The sequence below is a fragment of the Vicinamibacterales bacterium genome (assembly GCA_036496585.1).
GTDB lineage: Bacteria > Acidobacteriota > Vicinamibacteria > Vicinamibacterales > 2-12-FULL-66-21 > JAICSD01.
In genome coordinates this window covers 90,149-108,253 of record DASXLB010000039.1, presented here as the reverse complement: position 1 = coordinate 108,253, position 18,105 = coordinate 90,149, and the positions used below count along the sequence as shown (strand labels likewise).

At 66.9% G+C, this 18,105-nt stretch carries 16 protein-coding genes and 1 tRNA gene; 3 read left to right on the top strand and 14 right to left on the bottom strand.

Annotated elements, in window-relative coordinates; translation table 11 throughout:
* Positions 1 to 25 precede the first annotated feature (25 nt).
* Positions 26 to 496, top strand: a complete 471-nt coding sequence (locus VGI12_12795; protein HEY2433545.1) for a hypothetical protein — start codon at positions 26 to 28, stop codon at positions 494 to 496.
* Here VGI12_12795 and VGI12_12790 read toward each other — a convergent pair.
* The 3 genes from VGI12_12790 to VGI12_12780 form a co-directional block, all read right to left on the bottom strand.
* Complete coding sequence (locus VGI12_12790) at positions 487 to 1,668, bottom strand: heparan-alpha-glucosaminide N-acetyltransferase domain-containing protein (GenBank protein HEY2433544.1); 1,182 nt, start codon at positions 1,666 to 1,668, stop codon at positions 487 to 489. The two genes, VGI12_12795 and VGI12_12790, sit on opposite strands and share 10 nt — an antisense overlap.
* 84 nt (positions 1,669 to 1,752) lie before the next feature.
* Positions 1,753 to 2,799, bottom strand: coding sequence for a helix-turn-helix domain-containing protein (locus VGI12_12785; protein HEY2433543.1), 1,047 nt, complete (start codon positions 2,797 to 2,799; stop codon positions 1,753 to 1,755).
* A 75-nt stretch (positions 2,800 to 2,874) separates the two neighbouring features.
* Positions 2,875 to 3,594, bottom strand: a complete 720-nt coding sequence (locus VGI12_12780; protein ID HEY2433542.1) for a methyltransferase — start codon at positions 3,592 to 3,594, stop codon at positions 2,875 to 2,877.
* Between the two features lie 105 nt (positions 3,595 to 3,699).
* Here VGI12_12780 and VGI12_12775 point away from each other — a divergent pair, with 105 nt between their 5' ends.
* Positions 3,700 to 5,016, top strand: a complete 1,317-nt coding sequence (locus VGI12_12775) for an ATP-dependent DNA helicase RecQ (protein HEY2433541.1) — start codon at positions 3,700 to 3,702, stop codon at positions 5,014 to 5,016.
* Between the two features lie 81 nt (positions 5,017 to 5,097).
* Here the strand turns inward: VGI12_12775 and VGI12_12770 are convergent, their stop codons facing one another.
* The 3 genes from VGI12_12770 to VGI12_12760 form a co-directional block, all read right to left on the bottom strand.
* Complete coding sequence (locus tag VGI12_12770) at positions 5,098 to 6,030, bottom strand: cysteine synthase family protein (GenBank protein ID HEY2433540.1); 933 nt, start codon at positions 6,028 to 6,030, stop codon at positions 5,098 to 5,100.
* A 3-nt stretch (positions 6,031 to 6,033) separates the two neighbouring features.
* Positions 6,034 to 7,194 carry a S1 RNA-binding domain-containing protein gene (locus tag VGI12_12765; GenBank protein HEY2433539.1) on the bottom strand — a complete coding sequence of 387 codons (1,161 nt, stop codon included), beginning with the start codon at positions 7,192 to 7,194 and terminating at the stop codon, positions 6,034 to 6,036.
* Positions 7,195 to 7,276: 82 nt separating this feature from the next.
* A complete protein-coding gene (locus VGI12_12760; protein ID HEY2433538.1) occupies positions 7,277 to 8,452 on the bottom strand; it encodes an aminotransferase class V-fold PLP-dependent enzyme in 1,176 nt (391 codons plus the stop codon).
* A 70-nt stretch (positions 8,453 to 8,522) separates the two neighbouring features.
* On the opposite strand from VGI12_12760, the gene VGI12_12755 reads away from it, so the two are divergent.
* Positions 8,523 to 8,596 (top strand) — tRNA-Gln (locus tag VGI12_12755).
* Positions 8,597 to 8,607: 11 nt separating this feature from the next.
* Here VGI12_12755 and VGI12_12750 read toward each other — a convergent pair.
* The 8 genes from VGI12_12750 to VGI12_12715 form a co-directional block, all read right to left on the bottom strand.
* Positions 8,608 to 9,729, bottom strand: a complete 1,122-nt coding sequence (locus VGI12_12750) for a site-specific integrase (GenBank protein ID HEY2433537.1) — start codon at positions 9,727 to 9,729, stop codon at positions 8,608 to 8,610.
* 284 nt (positions 9,730 to 10,013) lie between these two features.
* The gene (locus VGI12_12745) at positions 10,014 to 10,232 is read right to left on the bottom strand and encodes a helix-turn-helix domain-containing protein (protein HEY2433536.1); all 219 of its coding nucleotides are present in this window, start codon (positions 10,230 to 10,232) and stop codon (positions 10,014 to 10,016) included.
* Positions 10,233 to 11,329: 1,097 nt separating this feature from the next.
* Entirely contained in the window at positions 11,330 to 13,000 is a 1,671-nt protein-coding gene (locus VGI12_12740) for a hypothetical protein (GenBank protein HEY2433535.1), read from the bottom strand.
* Between the two features lie 172 nt (positions 13,001 to 13,172).
* The gene (locus tag VGI12_12735) at positions 13,173 to 13,934 is read right to left on the bottom strand and encodes a hypothetical protein (protein HEY2433534.1); all 762 of its coding nucleotides are present in this window, start codon (positions 13,932 to 13,934) and stop codon (positions 13,173 to 13,175) included.
* A 1-nt stretch (position 13,935) separates the two neighbouring features.
* Positions 13,936 to 14,607, bottom strand: coding sequence for a hypothetical protein (locus tag VGI12_12730; protein ID HEY2433533.1), 672 nt, complete (start codon positions 14,605 to 14,607; stop codon positions 13,936 to 13,938).
* A gap of 40 nt (positions 14,608 to 14,647) precedes the next feature.
* A complete protein-coding gene (locus VGI12_12725; GenBank protein HEY2433532.1) occupies positions 14,648 to 15,211 on the bottom strand; it encodes a hypothetical protein in 564 nt (187 codons plus the stop codon).
* Positions 15,212 to 16,018: 807 nt separating this feature from the next.
* Positions 16,019 to 17,101, bottom strand: a complete 1,083-nt coding sequence (locus VGI12_12720) for a hypothetical protein (protein HEY2433531.1) — start codon at positions 17,099 to 17,101, stop codon at positions 16,019 to 16,021.
* 119 nt (positions 17,102 to 17,220) lie between these two features.
* Entirely contained in the window at positions 17,221 to 18,048 is an 828-nt protein-coding gene (locus VGI12_12715; GenBank protein ID HEY2433530.1) for a hypothetical protein, read from the bottom strand.
* Between the last annotated feature and the right edge of the window lie 57 nt (positions 18,049 to 18,105).

The window sequence follows — 18,105 nt, the reverse complement described above, 5'->3', positions numbered from 1 at the left end:
TGCAGGGGCTCCGGTAAGATGAGGCATGCTGACGCTGTCCTTGATCGCCGCGTCCCTCGCGCCGCTGTTCGTACAGTCCCCGCCGCCGGCTCCCGCCTGCTACGTGCTCACGACCCAGGAGATCGCAATGCTCGTCGGCAGCTCGAAGCCGCTTACCGTCACGAGCACGGGGACCGGATCCACGTGCATGTTCCAGAACGGCGAGAGGATCGTCACCGTGCTCCTGGTGAAGGTGGCCTCGGCCGACGCGGCGAAAGGACTGTGGGAAGGCAAGAAGCGCGTGGTGGCCGGACAGGACGCCGCGGGCTGGGCAACGCCGGCCTATGTCGGAACGATCGACACCGCCAAGGATCATGCCGCGATTGTCGGCGTCTACTCGGGACTGACGTTCGTCGAAGCCAAGGCGATCGACAACACACAGAAGACCGCCGCCCTCGGCTCCGCACTGCAAACGGCGATGAAGGCCGCGGCGGCACGGCTCGCGGCTCAGAAATAGCTGAGCCAGGCACGGGTGCTCCGCGCCTTGACGCCCGCATACCAGCGGCATGGCAGGTAGAGCAGCGCAACGATTGCGATCCAGATCGTGTAGACGAGCGGCAGGCCCAGCGCCCAGCCAGGCGGCTCGCTGATCGGGAAATGCCCGAGATCCGGCGACTCGAACATCCAGTGCACGCCGCCGTAGCGCAGCGCGCAGATGGCAACGGCGAGCGCGTGGATCGCGAAGAGATGGACGACGAAGTAGAAAAGCGGGACGCCGCCGATGGTGCGGAGGGGCGCCAGCGCGCCGGCCGCCAGGCGCTCGAAGGCAGACCAGAGCAGCAGTGCCGGCCCGATCGTCATCAGCAGGAACAGCAGTGACGGCGGATATTTCGTCGTGTTGAGAAACGACACGACGGTCATCGCGCTCGAATGCTGAACGGACCAGCGGACCGGATCGCCGTAGACGTCCAACCAGCGCAGGGCGACGAAGGCCACCGTCAGCGCCAGGCCGGTCGTCCAGAGCAGGCGGCGGCGCCGCTCCGACGGCCACGCGAAGATCGGCCCGAGCGCGTAGCCCACCGCCGTGACGCCGATCCACGGAATCAACGGGTAGGCCAGCAGCACGACGAAGCCTGAGCGGTTCACGAGAAAGCCCTGGACGTGCAGCACGGTCCAGAGCGGCGCCAGCGATCCGAACGCCGCGGGGCGGATCGGATCGAGCAGGTTGTGCGTGGCGATCATCACGACGCCGATCCACAGCACGGCCGGAACGGGCAACGCCACGAGCGCCGAGAGCGCCACCATCGACCACCCCAGCGCCCAGAGGACGTTGAGCACGGTGACGTGATAGTCGACGTTGAATTGAAACGCGAAACAGCGGACGAGCACCGCGTCGAGGAAAACGAGCCAGAGGCCGCGCGTCAGGAGAAATCGGGACAGCTCGCGGCCAGGCCGGCGCCGGCTGACAAGATAGGCGCTGGTGCCGGTCAGCAGGAAGAAGGTCGGTGCGCAGATGTGCGTGATCCAGCGCGTCAGGAACAGCGGCACCGTCGTGGTCGCCAGATTGGTCGGGCTGATAGCTGTCCCGCCGAAGAAATCGCGGACGTGATCGAGGACCATCAGCACCATCACGGTTCCGCGCAACAGGTCGACCGATTCGACGCGGCGCCGCCCAGGCTGATCGTTCATCGGGGGCGAATCCTACCCTGAATGCGCATCGGCGCCACCGGACCTGCGGCCGGCCGGCTGGAATGACAAGGGGAAGAGACGGGCCTAGCGGGGCTGAACGGCGGAGACGGCGGGCACCGGCGTGCCAGGAGCCTCGGGCGGGTCGACCTCGCGCGCCTCGGCAGCGGGGCTGGCCACGAACTGCGTCAGCATCGCGGCGAAGAAGGTCGCCAGCGCGCGGACGTCGGTTTCCTGTTCGCGGCCATTGTCTACTTCGATGGCGAGTACGCCCGCGCATCCCGACGCCGCCAGGAGCGGCACCGCGAGCGCGCCGCTCCGGCCGAGCGGCGCCGCGGCGCGATACGCCGCCGCCGTCAGGTTGTCGGCGCTCGCGCTCACGCCGCGCAGCCGCGCGCGTACCTTCCCGGAGTACCCGTGCACCAGCGCCGGTTTCAACTCCTCGCCGGCACTGTCCCAGACCCACACGATGAGACCGCGGGCCCGCAGCACCTTGGCCGCTTCACCAAGGAGCGGAACGATCTGCCCCGCGTCTTCGACCCGGCCTAGCTCGGTACACACCCTCGCGGCGGCCAGCAGGTCGGCCGCCTTCAGGCCAGCGTCGGGTGCACGGACCGGGGCGTCCACAGCCCGTGGACCGGGCCGGGCCGCAGGGGACTCCGAGGACGGGACCATCGGTGCTTCGGCCTGCGCCGTCACGGTCGGCTCGACCGGCTCGGCTGGAGCCTCCTTGACGGCCGTAGTGGGAGGGTCCTCGACGATTCGCTTCCCCGCTGCGGCGCTGGCCGATTCGGACACCGACGCCGGTATTGCGATCGACGGCCGGCGGCGGAACGATTCGAAGAGACCGCGCAGGCCGCTCGGAGCCGGCGGCGGCGGCTCCGCCGTCTCGGCCGGATTGGTGTAGACCGCAAGGAATTCCCGGACGGCGGTGTCTGGATCGAAGCCGATCGCGGCAGCGTAGGCCCGCACGTAGGCGCGTCGGAAGATGCCCGCCGGCCACTGCGAGATGTCGTCGCGCTCGAGGCCCTCGAGGAGGGACGCCTTGATCTTCGTCTGCTCGGCTACCTCGCCGAGGGAGACGTGCTTCTGTTCACGGTGCAGGCGCAGGCGCGCGCCAAACGAATCACGCATCAGCAGCAAAAGGTAGTCGGCACGCACCCATGCAACACCGGTTCCGACCGTCGAGCCGCGTCCGTGCGTGGTGTGTCAGTGTCGCACGGATTTGTCGTTTTGTTTCACGTCAGTAGGAATTACATCGTTACTTTTTTCGGCGGGCCCCGCGATCAGCAGCCGGTTCTTCGGCGTAATCGCCGCCGGAATCGTTTGCGTCCGCACGCGGTAGCCGGCCTGCTCGAGCCGCAACGCTCGGGTCGCGTCGATCGCCAGTGCGACGTCCATCCAACCTTCAAGGCCGCCGGCATCGCAGCCGGCGCGATCGTGGCAGCACGGCAGTACGGCCACGCGCGCCTTCACGGCTGAGGCGCGGGCCAGCACGGCATCGGTCAGCGCGCCGCACGCATGAACCGAGACGACCAGGTCGGCCGGGAACAGAGGGACGCGGGTCATGTCGACCGCGAGAAACTCGACCCGGCCCGAGAGACGCGGCCAGTCGCGCTCGAGCGCCTCCCACAGCGCCGCAGCGGACGCGGGGACTGCCACATCCGTTACGACCGCGTGCGGCGAGGTGTCATCGAGAATCAGCAGAATGCCGGCCACGAGCCCATGCCCGCCGCCAAGGTCGACCACGCGTCCGCCCCGGAACACCCGCCGCACCCGGCGGGCGGTTTCCCACGCCTCGTAGAGCTCCTTCCGCGGGAGACACCCGGCGCGGCACACCGCGCGGGCGATCCGCTCGAACAGGGTTCCACCCGGAAACCGGCCGAGATCGCGTTCGGTCAGCCGGCTCTTGGAGCCATGAGAGAACACGCCAGCAGACTATCCCCGATGCCGCCGCCGCCACCAGCGGACCAGGCGGCGTAGCAGAAACTGCGATATTGAATTCGCCGTCCCGACGATGACATCGTCGTCGGCATGGGCAAGACCGCGGTGATGGACGATGTGCGAACGACGCTGCGCGCGCGATTCGGCCACGACGCGTTTCGTGATGGGCAGGAGCGGATCGTCGAGGCCGTGGTCGACGGGCACGACGTCATGGCCGTCATGCCGACCGGATCGGGCAAGTCGCTGTGCTACCAGCTGCCGGCGCTGATGCTGCCCGGCACGACGATCGTCGTCTCGCCGCTGATCTCGCTGATGAAAGATCAGGTCGACGAGCTCAACCGGCGCGATATTCCCTCGGGCGCGCTGCACTCGACGATGACGACCGGCGAACGGCGCACCGTCGTATCGGCGGCGCGCGCCGGCGAGCTGCATCTCCTCTATGTCGCGCCGGAACGGTTCGGCTCGTCGCTGTTCGTCGATCTGATCGGAGACGTCCCGGTGGCGCGGTTCGTCGTCGACGAGGCGCACTGCGTGTCGCAATGGGGGCACGATTTCCGGCCGGACTATCGCGGCCTGCGAACGGCTGCCGCCCGTTGCCGGCGCAGCGACGGCGCCGCGGGCCGGCCCCCCGTGGCGGCCTTCACCGCGACCGCGACGCCGGAAGTGCGCGACGACATCGTCACGCTGCTCGGTCTCGAGACGCCGCGGCGGCTCGTCGCCGGCTTCGACCGGCCGAACATCTTCCTGCGCGTCGAGCGGGCGGACGAGGGGGACAAGCACCGGCTGCTGCCGTCGCTCGTTCGCGGACGGCGCGCGATCGTCTACACGGCCACGCGCAAGACGGCGGAGTCGGCCGCCGCGCGGCTGGCGGCAGCCGGCGTCACCGCCGAGGCCTACCACGCCGGATTGGAGGACGCCGAGCGGACGCGCGTGCAGGATGCCTTCGCCTCCGGCTCCCTGCCGGTCGTCTGCGCGACCAATGCGTTCGGCATGGGAATCGACCGTCCCGATGTCGATGCGGTCGTCCACTATGCGATCCCCGGTTCCGTCGAGGCCTACTATCAGGAGATCGGCCGGGCCGGGCGGGACGGCCGTCAGGCGACGGCTACACTCCTGTGGGACTACGGCGACGTGCTGACGCGCGAGTTCCTGATCGACAGCCCGAAGCGCGACAACTCTGCCCATCGCCGCGGGCGGCCGCCGGATTCGGAGGAAGCCGCTCGGCGCAGGCTGCTCGAGCACACGAAGCTGCGCCGAATGGTCGACTATGCCGACACTCGCGCCTGCCTGCGCGCCACCATCCTGCGCTACTTCGGCGATCCCGACGTGCGCGAGGCCTGCCGCGCGTGCGGCAACTGCCGGCCCGACCGGCCGGGAGGAAGGATCAGTAGCGGACGCTGGCCTTGACGACTTCGATTCGCGGCGGCGGTTGCGATCACGCCAGTTCGGTCGCCGGCAGGCGGCATCGGCGGGCAATCCGCCGGATCGTCATGCGAACAGGTCGCCGGCGAGGTATTTCAGGCCTGTATCGACCGCGACGGTCGCCACGACCTTCCCCTCGCCCAGCTCGCGCGCGAGCGCGACGGCGGCGGCAATGTTGAGACCGCTCGACGTGCCGACGAGCAGTCCTTCCTCGCGAGCGAGGCGTCGCGCCATGGTGCGCGCTTCCGCTTCCCCGATCGCGCGCGCCTCGTCGTGCGGATGGCCGGTCAGGTGCGGCGGGATCGCACCGGTCGCAATCCCCTCGACCCGGTGCGCGCCGCCGTGCCCCGCCGTCATCGCCGGCGACTCGGCAGGCTCGAGCGCGACAATCCGCGCGCCGCTGCCGGCCCCGCGAAGCGCGCGGGCGACGCCCGCCAGCATGCCGCCGGTGCCGACGGCACCGCAGAAGACGTCGAGGCGGCCGCCGGTCTGTTCGAGCAGTTCGCGTCCGATCTGCGCGTAGCCGTCCAAGGCGTCGGTGTTGTGGAACTGGTCCGTCCAGAACGTGCCGGGCTCGTCGGCCAGGGTCTTGATTTCCGCCCGAAACCGCTCGAAGAGCGCCGGCGTCACCCTGCCGCCGTCGCTCGGCACCATCCGCAGGTCCGCGCCAAACGCCTTCATCGTCAAAAGCTTTTCCTTCGCGAACGCGTCCGACGACAGCACGACGAACGGGTAGCCCTTCGCCGCGCAGACCATGCCGAGCGAGGAGCCGGTGCTGCCCCCCGTGAACTCGACGACGCGCATACCCGGCCGGAGCGCGCCGCGCGCTTCGGCTCCCTCGACCATCGCGAGCGCCATGCGATCCTTGTAGGATCCGGTCGGATTGGCGAGCTCGAGTTTCACGAGTACGTCCGCCGAACCAGGCGAGACGACGCGCGTGAGCCTGACGAGGGGCGTGTTGCCGATCGCCTGAAGAACGGACGCCGCGATGTGGGCCACCGGCTATTCCCCGTCTGACCGTTTCAGCGCACTGCGCAGCCGGTCCGCGAGCGATCCCATCGACGAAGACGGCGCGGCGTCGCGCGCGGCGTAGTCGCGCACTTCCGCGTCCTCCCGCGCCGCCGCGACCGCCTTGCTGCTGAGGCGAATCCGCCGGGCGGCGGCGTCGATCTCGAGGACGATCACGTCCAGAGGCGCGCCGCGCGGGAAGGCCTTGCGCAGATCGGCGTCCCTCGGCAGGCCGGTTTCGCTGGCGGGCACGAGCCCCGACACGCCAGGCGCGACCGCCACGAACACGCCGAACTTCTCGACCTTCTCGACGGTGCCGTTGAGCAGCTGCCCGATCTGCAATCCCGCCGCGGCGGCGGTCCACGGATCCTCGGTCAACTGCTTCAGGCCGAGCGCGATCTTGTCGTCTTCGACGCGCAGAACGCGGACGGTGATCTCGTCACCGGGCTTGACCACCGCTGACGGATCGGCGACGCGCGTCCACGACATCTCGGAGACGTGCAGGAGACCCTGCACATTGCCGCCGATGTCGACGAAGGCGCCAAACTCGCGGACCGAGGCGACGCGGCCTTTCACCGTCATGCCGGGCGCAATCCCCTGACGCACGGCGGCGGCCTTGACCGCCTGATCCTCCTGGAGGAGCGCCCGGCGCGACACGACGAACCGGCGTCCGCCGTCGCCGTACTCGGTGATGCGGAAGGGATAGACGCGCCCCTCGTGGACGGCCGGGTCCGGCGCCCGGATCGTGTCGATCTGCGAGAACGGGCAGAACGCCCGCTGCCGGGCGATCGTCACGGTGTAGCCGCCCTTCACCTGCGCCTCCACCTTGCCTTCAACCGGGAGGCCGGCGCGATACGCGTCCTCGATCTGGCGCGCCGTGGCGGCGCCGCGCTGCAGCCGGCGCGACAGGGTGATGCCGCCGCTCGTCGACATCACCGTCGCTTCGATGCGATCGCCGACCTTGAACGCCAGCGTGCCGTCTTCGCCGGTCAGCTCGCCGCGGTCGATCGAGGCCTCGCCTTTCGCGCCGACGTTGACCAGCGCCTCGGCCGCGCCGATCGCGACGATGGTGCCGGTGATCGTCTGGCCGGTCTGGAACCGCTTCGTCTGCATCTCGGAGGCGGCAAACAGCGTCGCAAAGTCTTCGTCTTCCATGTCACTCACCCGATCATCATAGTGCCCGCGGGCCCCAGCCGAGGCGCGCCTCCAGACACGTTTCGGACGTCCGACGGCGTGCTCAGCTGCGCCGCGCGACGGCGTCGCCGAGACGCGTGATGTCGGCCAGGTCGTTGTAGATCTGCATCGAGACGCGTGTCCACAGACGGCCGCGCCAGGCGTGGAGCTGCACTTCGATGCGGTCCTCGACGAGCAGCGCCAGCCGGAGCCTCTCGGCGTCGGCGTCGGTGCTGCCAAGCGCCTCCGGCAGCGGTAGCGTCACCATCGCGCCGACCATCTCCCGCGGCGTCGTGAACGGCGTCCCCCACTGCTCGGTCAGCCGCTCAGCCGCCCGCCAAGCGAGGTCGTGCATGTAGCGGACGCAGGCGTCGAAGCCCCAGTCGGTCAGACAGGCGATGCCTTCCGGGGCCGCGAGGCAGCTCGTCGGGTCGCTGGTGGCGACATGCTCGAACTCGTGCAGGAACCCGCGATCGCGTCCCCACGAGACGACCGGCGCGTGCAGATGCGCCTGGCGCTCCGGCGCGGCCCACAGGATGCCGCAGCCGCGCGGCGCGTGCGCCCACTTGTGCAGGTTGGCGGCATACCAGTCGGCGCCGAGCGACGCGATGTCGACCGGCCGCGATCCAGGCGCGTGCGCGCCGTCGACGAGGATCGGGACGCCGCGCCGGCGGCACTCGGCCGCAATCGCCGCGACCGGCAGCACCAGCGCCGACTGCGCGGTCACGTGATCGACGACGACCAGCTTCGTGCGGGGCGTGATCGCGGCCACGATCGCCTCGACGACGTCGCCGCCGTCGCGGACGGGGAATTCGATCGGGACGATCTTCAGGGTTGCGCCGGCGCGATCGCAGAACGTCTTGGCCGTCGTCTTCACGGCGCCGTAGGCGAGGTCCGTGACGACCATCTCGTCGCCGGCCCCGAGCGGCAGCGATCCGATCACCGCGTTGATGCCGTAGGTGACGTTGGGGACGAACACGAGGTCGTCCGGCCGGACGTGCAGAAACCCGGCGACGCCGCCGATCGCCTCGCGGAGCCGCGACTGCGATCGCCACGGCATCGGCATCTCCGCCTGCAGTTCACGGAGCAGGAAGCGCGACGGATGGCGCTCGAGCTCGTCGCGCAGGGCCTGTTGTTTCTCGAGCACCCTGCGCGGAGGGGCACCGACGGTACCGTGGTTGAGATACGTGTGGGCGGGGTCGAGGAGCCAGTGATCCAGCATGGCGCGGCCGAAGGTCATGCCGGTGATTCTAGGCGGTGCTTGCGCGATTCGAGCAGGCCTCTATATAATTGGAGTTTCCCCTGCCAGTTGGGAGGTCGTTCAACGGTAGGACACGGCGCTCTGGACGCCGTTATCGGGGTTCGAATCCCTGCCTCCCAGCCACTTATCTCGTACTAGGACTTCAACTTCCGATCTCGACCTTCAGCCGTCTCCAGTATTTCTCCACGCTGAGATTTGGCCGCTCTCGTCTCCAACAGCCGAACGGTGTCGATCAACGCCGCCGGACTCAGGTGCGAATACCGTTGGGTCATCGTCAGATCCTGATGCCCCACCAGTTCCTGTACCGACCGCATCGCGGCTCCTCGCATCACCAGATGCGAGCAGAACGTGTGACGCAGGATGTGGACGCCCGTCGGCACATTCGCCCGGTGCGCCGCGTACCGAACGCGCGACCAGGCGCCCTGCCGTGTGATTGGCTCGCCATCGTCCTTGCACAACACGCGTGAGCTGCGAAGGTGACGGTGTTTCCGAAGGGCCGCCGCAACACGCTCCGTCATGCCCACGAACCGGCCCCTCCCGCTTTTCGGCGTCGTCAGCTGCCCTCGCCAATCCGAGTGGCGAACGCTGATCTGCCGGCGTTCGAGATCGATGTCCGCCCACTCCAACGCCACGATCTCGCCGACTCGCAATCCGCCCTCACCGCCAAGCAGCGCGATCAAGTACGTTCGCGAGTCGATCGACATCGACGCTTCGAGCAGCCGCTCGTAGGCGTCAAAGTCGTGGAACGCCGCTTCGCGTCTTGAAACGGGCAGCAGGCGAATCGAACACGGAAGTTGATCGATCATCTCCCACTCAACCGCGGCTTTCAGGAGAACGCTTAACACCGTCAACACGTTGTTGACCGTCTTGGCCGCCTTGTCCTGCAGGTGCAATTTCAACCGGTGCACCTGCGCGTTCGTGATCGCGTCGAGCTTCTGATTCCCCAAAGTTGGAATCAAGTGGATCCTGAGGATCGACTCCTTTGACGCTACGCCACTCGGCTTGTGCCTCTCCGCTTTGGCGTAGCCCTCCAGGAACCTCGACGCGAACTCCTCGAATGTCGGCACCTCCTTCTTCGGGGGCGCAGGACCGTGTTGCAGCAAGTGCCGCTCGCGGTCCTCGCCCCAGCGCAACGCCCCGGATTTCGATTCAACAGGCGCCTTACACCGTTCCCGGTGACGCCTGCCGTCGGGAAGGCGGAACTGGATGTCCACCTCCCAACCGCCGTTTCGATACGGTCGCACTTTCACGCTCATCGCCCTTTACTCCTTGGGCGATGGCGCGCACTTCTGTTCCAGCCAGTGTAGCAGGGCGTCTCTGCGTATCAGCACGCGTCGACGTACGCGAACGACGCCGGGGAGCTGCCCACGCTCGACCATGGCGTAGATCGCACGCCGCGTCGTGCGAAGCAGGTCGGCCGCCTCGTCTGGGGTCAGCAGTATCGGCAGCGCGGGCGAACGGCGTCGCTCGAGGCGAGGCGCGATACGGTCGGTGGTCGTGACGGATTCGCGGGCGTGAGACCAGGCATCCATGACCGACCTCACAACCCGCTCGTCTGCGCGTCGACGGGCTGCGCTTCGCGCACTCCTTGCGCGTGACGTTCGAGCCAGCTGTCGATCCAGGCTGTCTTCAACCGGATTGCGCGGCGTCCGGCGAGACGTGCGTGGTTCAGCTCGCGGCGCTCGCACGCCGTGTAGATCGTGTCGCGGCTGACGCCCGCGTACTCGGCACCTTCGGCGACGGTCAACCAGGTCCTCATAGTCCCTCCGCGAGCGCCCGTGTTCCGGGCGATTCCGAGTTGTTTGGGATTCGCGCTCGCCCCAACGCGCGTATTTCAGCGCGTTGGGGACCCGATGCGCGGATGAGGGCCTCGGGCCGACATCGATCCGCTTGAAGCGTGCGCTCCGAGCGGTGTGGGGACGATTCTCAGCAATCGTCGTGGTCCCACCCGAAACAGTCGAGCGGCTCGGATCTGGATCGCGAGCCGATCGGCGTTGCCGTCGGCTGGCGCGTGTTCGACGCGTCACTGAGTGCCGAGGGCCTTGCCGTCATGTCCGTGTGCAACCCCTCGCGCTAAGCGCGACGAGTGCAACGGATCTTCTTGTGTGTGTTGCGTCCGACTGAGGACTAAGTCGTCAGCCTCAACGCGCTCCGCATCGGGCGATGTGGAGGGAGTGCTCGAAGAGCACCACGATATGTTGGCAGGATAGCGCCGGCTGTAGATCGCCGTCAAACTCAGCGATATGGTCGGTCCGCCGCCCTCAATTCTTAGCGTCGTGGACTGCGAACACGTGAAAGTCGGTCTCCATCTTCACGACGACCGCAGCAATTCTATTCTCAGGTCTCCATCTAAATCCGAAGATCACGAACGATTACTCGCTTCCGGCGTTGCCGACTCCGACGGCTGGAGCGCCTTTCGGCGGTTGCCTCGGTGTCTGCTCCAATGCACTGCCATCGTCCAGCAGCACCCAAGCCTCCATTGTCGCAGTCGGCAGCGGTCGAGATTTCCACGATCCCGCACCCGTTTGTGACGCCGGTCAGGACTCTCACCTGCACGAGCAGGCGATCACTTGGTGGCTGTTGTAATAGAACATCACCACGCGTTGTGTCCCAGTGAAAGCTCCCAATCTGGCGCACCTGCTCCGCGCTCGTGCCGGCGCAGTGGCCAAAGTGACGACGAGCGAAATGACGCCGCCGAATCGAACTCCTCGCATCAATGACATGGTCAGGGATACCTCACCGGCAAGCGCGCCGAAGATGGATTCGATCGGAGCGGCCGCCTCGCCCAGCACACGATTTCGATTTGGCTGCATAGTCGCCGTTGACTACCTGACTCGCGGCTGCCGTCAAGCTGAGTTACCGAAGGGCCGCGATAGCGGCCTTAGCGGCCTCTGACACGGTGACGAGGGAGCCGAGCCGCGACCTCCGATTATCGTTGACCAACTTCAGAAGGCGCGGAACCGCTTCTTTTGCGTGGAGCGCCTCGAGCGCGTAGATCACATACACGCGCATCGATGGATCTTCCCGGTCCAGCGCCGCGATAAGGGGCTGAATTGCGCGCTTATCGCCGATTTGTTCAAGTGACCACGGAACAATAAATTGTGTTTGGGGATCGTCGAGCAGGGGGACGAGGAACTCGACTCCCCGAGAGTCTTTGAGGTCGCCAAGTAGATGCGCAGCGTAATACCGGTCTGCGGCAACTTGCGCCTCGAAATGGTATCGGCCGTCGCCCGTCACGCCCGGGATCCCTTGCCCCTCCGGTCGCTCCCCTCGGTCGGAAAGCACGTCGGCGATCGTCTGCAGGCCGCGCGAATCGCCGAAGCTGGCGAAGATGAAAGCGACGTTCCCTCGGATATGACGATCTGGGTGCTGCAACCAGTCCGTTAGGGCCGGCAGCACGCTCGCGTCGTGCTTGTCGACAATGGCCTTCCCGATCTCGAACTGCTTCCAGAATGTTTTCTCGTCTCTGAACTGTTGGACGAGCTCGGCCGCTGTGGCCCTCGTGTTGACGGCGGGCGCTGGCGCCGCGCGTGGCGCGACATAGACCACGGCGTCGTGCTGGCCCCGCGCGAGCGCGATGCCTGTGCTGCCGGGGTACGGGGTTCCATCCACGACGACACGCGTGGCGATGATCGCTGGTGCTCGATCCGACGAGGCGAAGAAGTCGTACGAGCCGGACAACCCCGTCATCCTGAACGACCAGTCGCCGTTGACTGGTGACGCAATCAGTCGTCCCGGAAACGATGGTCCGTCCGTGCCGCCGGGCGACGCGGTTACTCGCAACCCAATGGGTGTCGTGACGACGGCAGCCGGCACGGCGACGACGTGGCCGGTGAGCGAAGCACCCGGACCAGCGGTCAGCAACAGATTGACCTCCCGGTCTCTCACCTCGATCACCTGGTGGATAAACTCTCGTCCTTCGTCACCCGGCTGTGACGCGTGCGGCTCGATCGTGAGTTCATACATGCCCGGAGGCACGCGGGGAATCTCGAACAAACCTTTCGCGCCGACGACAGCGACTGTCCCCCCGCCTCCGAAGCCTCCGAAGCTGTGGAACAGCCCGACGTCGAAGCCTTCTGCAGACCGGCCAGACTCGGTCATGACGGTGCCCTTCAGGGGCACGGGCGTGACCGGCACGAGCTCTATCGTCAGGGTCTCACTCGCTTGCGCCGACGCGGTCACTGCCGTTGCTTTGGAAGCATCGACGGTCGACGGATAGAAGGTGGGCGCCCAGACGCGCGCTGGCAACTGCCCGCCGTTCGGGAATGCCGGCATTGCCTCCGCGGCGACCAGGCAAACGCCTTCAGCGAGACCGGAGATGCGGAACCGTCCCGTCGCATCGGTTGACGTGGACCCACTGCTCCGGATCAAACCCTGCAGACCGGCCGATGCACCGAGCGCGTCGTTTGCCGGAAAGACCAGCACCCGGGCGTGTGGTACCGGCACATGATTCTCATCGACAACGACACCAACGATGGCGCCGTTACCGTTCGGTTGCTGAAGGGCGTACGTGAGGGCGGTCGCCATCGCGAAGCATGCGACCCACGCACATACCCATGCCCCGGGACGCCAGGACGCGGCGGATTGGTTCATTGGCCCTCCAGGACGTGAACAAGCGCGCACAAGGAGATTGACTGAATAGACACCGCGTCGTGACGCGAGTGCGTCTCATCCGTCATGCACCCTCAGCAATGGCCCATCACGCATCTGCTGAACCTGTGCTGGGCGCCGGGCCGCGGTCAATGCCCCAAGGGCCGCGCGGAGGGCGCGGTCGAAGCGTCGCACCATACTCGTCGTGCGGGCATCCCGTATCGCACAATCGAAGGCGCGCAGAGGGTACGCGCTCCATGCCCAAATGATCTCCCAAGGACAAACGAGCGGCGGGCATGTCGACTGTTTCGAGGAAGATACCTTCGAACAGTCTCTGAGATGCCAGAATGCGGCCGCCGGGCCGCGGCTCCCGTCGAATCAGCTCGGTGACGGTGTAGTGCTCGATGCCGCCGGCGACCCGTCGCGATACGCGGCTGATGACCAGCTGGAACTCGCCCTGCGGGCCGTCGGCCTCGAGGTCGATTACGCCGGCCCGTGCCAAATTGGCCAGATTCACCTGCGACGTCCGCTGCGGATCGAGCACCGCGTTCTCCGTCGTCGTGCGCGGCCTCTCCGGCGCGCTGACATCGACGAGGTATCGCACCGTGAAGGCGTCCAGCTCGATCACAGCGTCGCCGCAGCGCATGCCATGCGTTTGGAAGTCCGCCAGCGGAATGTCCTGTGTCTGGCCGATGCCGCTGGTCCGCGAGATTCGCACGACGTGCAGGACGTGCTGAGGTCCCGTGGCGCCGAGCCGGGTTTCGTAGGCGACGTACCCACGTCCGGCGCAGTAGTATCCGTCGCTGTCCGCGCGAGCCGCAGCCGGACACGAGAGCAGCATAGCGATCGTCACCAGCGTGAACTTGGCCACATCACCCTCCATCCTGCAACCGTCGCACGTCCAGAAAGACGTCGAAGACTCCGCGTTGTTCCAGCTGGGCCGGAAGACCGAGCGCGGCATGCAAGAGCCGGATGGCCCCGTGCCATTCGGACTCACTCGCCGGTCCGCGCATATCCGGATCGTGGGTTAAGTAGACAAACACGAGCGCGCTCGGCACCTTGTTCACTTCGCGCAGGAAATAGTGGTGCGCTAGGCGATTCGCGTACTGATAGAACGTGCCGGTCCAACTCGCGCTGGCCTTCGGCGCATACCAGCGCCGTGCCTCTTCCAGGCTGCGTGAAATCAGCTCCAGCGATGTCGGCGACGCGCGAGTTCCCGGCGAAGCCGCCTCGGGAATATGGGCCTTCGCCTCCACGAAGATCGCCACACCCTCAGTGGTCCGCCCGATCGCATCCCACACCGGGCCTCTAGCGGGCCAGAAGTCGTTCAATGGACGGACAGGAAGCGCCTCAATGCCGGCCTTCTTCAGGGCAGTAGCATCGCGGTACTCACAGCAGGCGTCGACCTCCAACGGCGAGGCCCAGTCGATTGTCGTCGACTCGGATATCGCGCCGGCCGCGCGCAACGATGAGAGCAGCAGGTCGGGACGCCGATTGACCGCGACCTGGATCCAGCGCTGACTGCCTGCGTTCGCGAAGGCCAAGGGAACTCCCATCCGTAGCGAGGCTGCACCGCAGCTGATGTCAACCCGTCTTGGTGTGGGCCCGCACGTAGAGCGCGACGAACGAGCTGACTTGGCCACGGGCAATCGAGCGCACCAGGGCCGCCAGGTCTGGCCCCGATGACACGCTGTAGTACGTGCTGCCCCAGCTCGACGCCCACCCGATCCGTGATGGGTCCTTCACCAGCCGTGCGGCTTCCAGGAGATCGATCCTGACATGGACGGTGATGGTGTCCGGTTTCACACGGCCCCATCCGATGTCGATCACGAGCAGTGGCCGGACCTCATCCGCAGAGCCGCTGCTCGGCAGCAGTGGAATCCGGCTGTTTCGAAAGGCCTCTTCGATGTCGCTTCGGATGTCGCGTTCGAGTTGTTCGTGCTCCGCCCGGCTTAACCCGGTGAGCGTCGTTTCCGGGTCGCCGGTGATGGGTCCGGGTATGTTGAAGACCCCCCCACCCAGACCGTGGATCTCCACACGAACGCCATCGAGCCCGACGAACGGGAGAAGTTCCCGATAGATCTGGCCGTTGGGTGCGCGTTCCTGTCCTGTCGCGGCCGGCACACCGATCGCAAGCAGCCCGGCCACAACGATAGATGGTGTCATCATCGATTCACTTCGCCTCGTGGCTACCTCGAATCAGATAGTACTGCCGCCGTTGAAGAGCAGCGGCCCGAAGCCCGCGACGATAAGGTCCGGGCGGCGGCCGCCAAGCTCAGCAGAGCGATCAACCGACCAAGTGGCACGCCGCTGACGCTGTCGGACGGCGAGACGCGGACGCTTGATCTCAAACTGTCTGGATCGTAAACGCAGCGGAACGATCCTCCACAGAGGCGACCATCACGTAGAGGCTGATCACACGCTGCGCGGAGGCGCGGTCAATGCCGCCAGCCGCGCGAACGCGCGGTCGAAGCGTCCGCGCGGAGAGCATTGACGGCGCCGAGCACAGCGGCACGGTGACCAGCGTGATGGTCGCGTGGATCGTCCGATCAGCCACGCGTAATCCACCCGGAACGTCCGTCGCGATTCATCCCTGGACCGCCAACGGATCCCACCGTGTTTGACGTTCGGATCACCGTCACCTGTTAGCGCGGATCTCGTCTGGATTCCCCTTGACGGGCACTCGATCTGCGACACGCAAGCCGTGGTGTGAACGACCCTGTTCCGTGTGACGTCGGGGTCACCCTCCATCGTGGCGCCGGGGTCGTTCACACCACGGCTTGCTCACTGACGATAGACGCCGTGGCTTCAGACGGGCGGCAAAAGGCGCCGCCCTTTATCGTGGCTGCCGCCGGCAAGTTGTGGGAGAGCTGGACTTTGCAGCGATTTCATCAGTGGCTTCGGACGTGTGACGAGACCCGGGTTGTCAGACGAGGGAGAACGGTTCAGGACAACCTACTCCGTCGTTAGGTTGTCTGGCGAGTAACCGCGTTCAGCAGGCGCGCCGGCCGTGCCGACGAACGGTGTGAGCTGCAGGTATTGATGCGCGAGCTGCACGAATTCGACGCGTCCCCACCCGCGCTGCATGTGGTCTCGCAGCGTCGGCCGTTGCAGCGCCAGGAGCATGTCCTCGCCGCCCTGCAACCACGCGCGGCGGAGTGCCTCGAACCGCGCGGCGGCGTAGGTCCGCGCGGCCGTCGGGAAGTCAAGATCGGACCAATCTGACGGGCACACGCACTCGCCTTGGCGCGCTCGAAAATACCATTCGAGCTCGCGCACCTGACGCGGCTCCAACGGCATCAGAAACGTATCGCGCACGGCGTACCGGTACAGCGCCGCGGCCTTGCGCAGACGCCGCGGGATGAGGACCCGAATGGTCCACTCGTCGACGGCCTTGAGCAGCTCCGCGTGATGCAGCAGGAACACCCGGAAGTCCATCGGGATCTCGCGAGTGGCGAGGTACAGAAACAGGTGCCGACGCTCACCGCCGAGCGGCGTACCGATCGGCAGTTTGTCCGGAAAGAACCGGGTCGTCTGCTCGCCGCCGCTGCGGAACGTCACATGCGGGTACCAATCGTCCGGGAACGGATGTTCGAGGGCCGCGGTGAAGTACGCGCGCTTGTCGCGCTCGGTGCCCAGCCAGTCATACCGGCGCTCGGCGAGCACGGCGTCCAGTAGCATCAACCGTTCGACGACGCGACCGAGCGACGCGGGGCGTCGATGGCGGTTGTCCGCCTCGCCGATGGCCTCATACAGCGGCTTGTAATGGAGGTGGTAGAACCGGCCTCGGTGGAGCGCACCGGGCGTGATCGCGGTGGCATACCCGCGCCGGATGAGGTCGGTCAGGAAGTCGTGGGTCTTCTGACCGTGGACGAGCCCTGTGAAGGCGCGGTACTGCCGCTCGAGGAACACACCGGAGAAGACCAGGACGTGCACCAGGAAGCGCGCCTGGCGCTCGGTAAACCCGAACTCCCTCACCGCCTCGACACGTGCGAGTCGGACGCTGTGGCGCAGTGCGGGTGCGACTGACTTCAGCATCAGAGGAAGTCCTCGGCCACGCCTGGATCGAAGGAGCGGCCGCCACTCCGCCCGCTGCCGCCGCCGCGACCGTAACAGCGAAATCCCGACCGCGCGACACCCGCGGCGTGGGCGCCGCGTTAGTGCTCGGTGACCACCTCGACATCCTCGTGCCGGTCGCGGCCCTCGAGCTCGTATTCGATCCGGAAGTCCGGAAAGTGCACCTGCTCGTCGAAGTACGGCAGGTCGCGTTCATGCGCCCAGCGTTCGATCTCGCCCGCGTCGCGGTCGGGTCGTCCGTCGCTGTCGGCTCGACCCCGGTTGTGTTCCTGGAGCCATTGCTGGTACTCGCGCTTGAGCTCGGCGTCGAGCACGACGCGCCGAATCTCCGCGCCCTGCTCGCGCAGGCGCTCCTCCTCGCGCACGTAGGCGCGATAGAGCTGCACGTCGTGGGACAGCTCGCGCGGCCGGCTGACGCCCGCGTGGAAGGCCTGGCGGGCATCCTCGTCGCGGTCTCGACGGTGCGAGTCGAGGAGATGGCGACCGCGCTCGGTGAGCGTCAGGACCCGCTCCGGGCCATCCAGGCGGACCACCTCCACCAGCCCTTCGTTTCGCAAATGACGCACGTCCGGCTCGCGCGTGTGGGACTCGTCACGCGATTCGCGGAGATCGCGTTCGGCGACGACCCGAAGCGCCCCGATGGTCGCCAGCGTGCGGCTGTCGTCGCCGTTCAGTTCGTAGCGGCGGTCGCCGTCGAGCACGACCTCGCGCTCGGGTCCGCGCGGGAGCTCGAGGCCGGCGACGAACACGTCGCGCGGATCGCCGTCGCGCTCGCGGTCACGCGTGTCATCGTCCCGGCCGCGGACATCTTCCGGGTCGCGATTCAGTTGGAGGTCTCGGTCAGCTTCGACCCACGGCATCTCGACATCACGAGCGTCGTGGTCGCGATCGCGTGGATCGAAATCCATCTTGGCTTCCGATTATCGGAAGCAGGCGAAACGGGAGCAATTCACGATCGGGTGGAA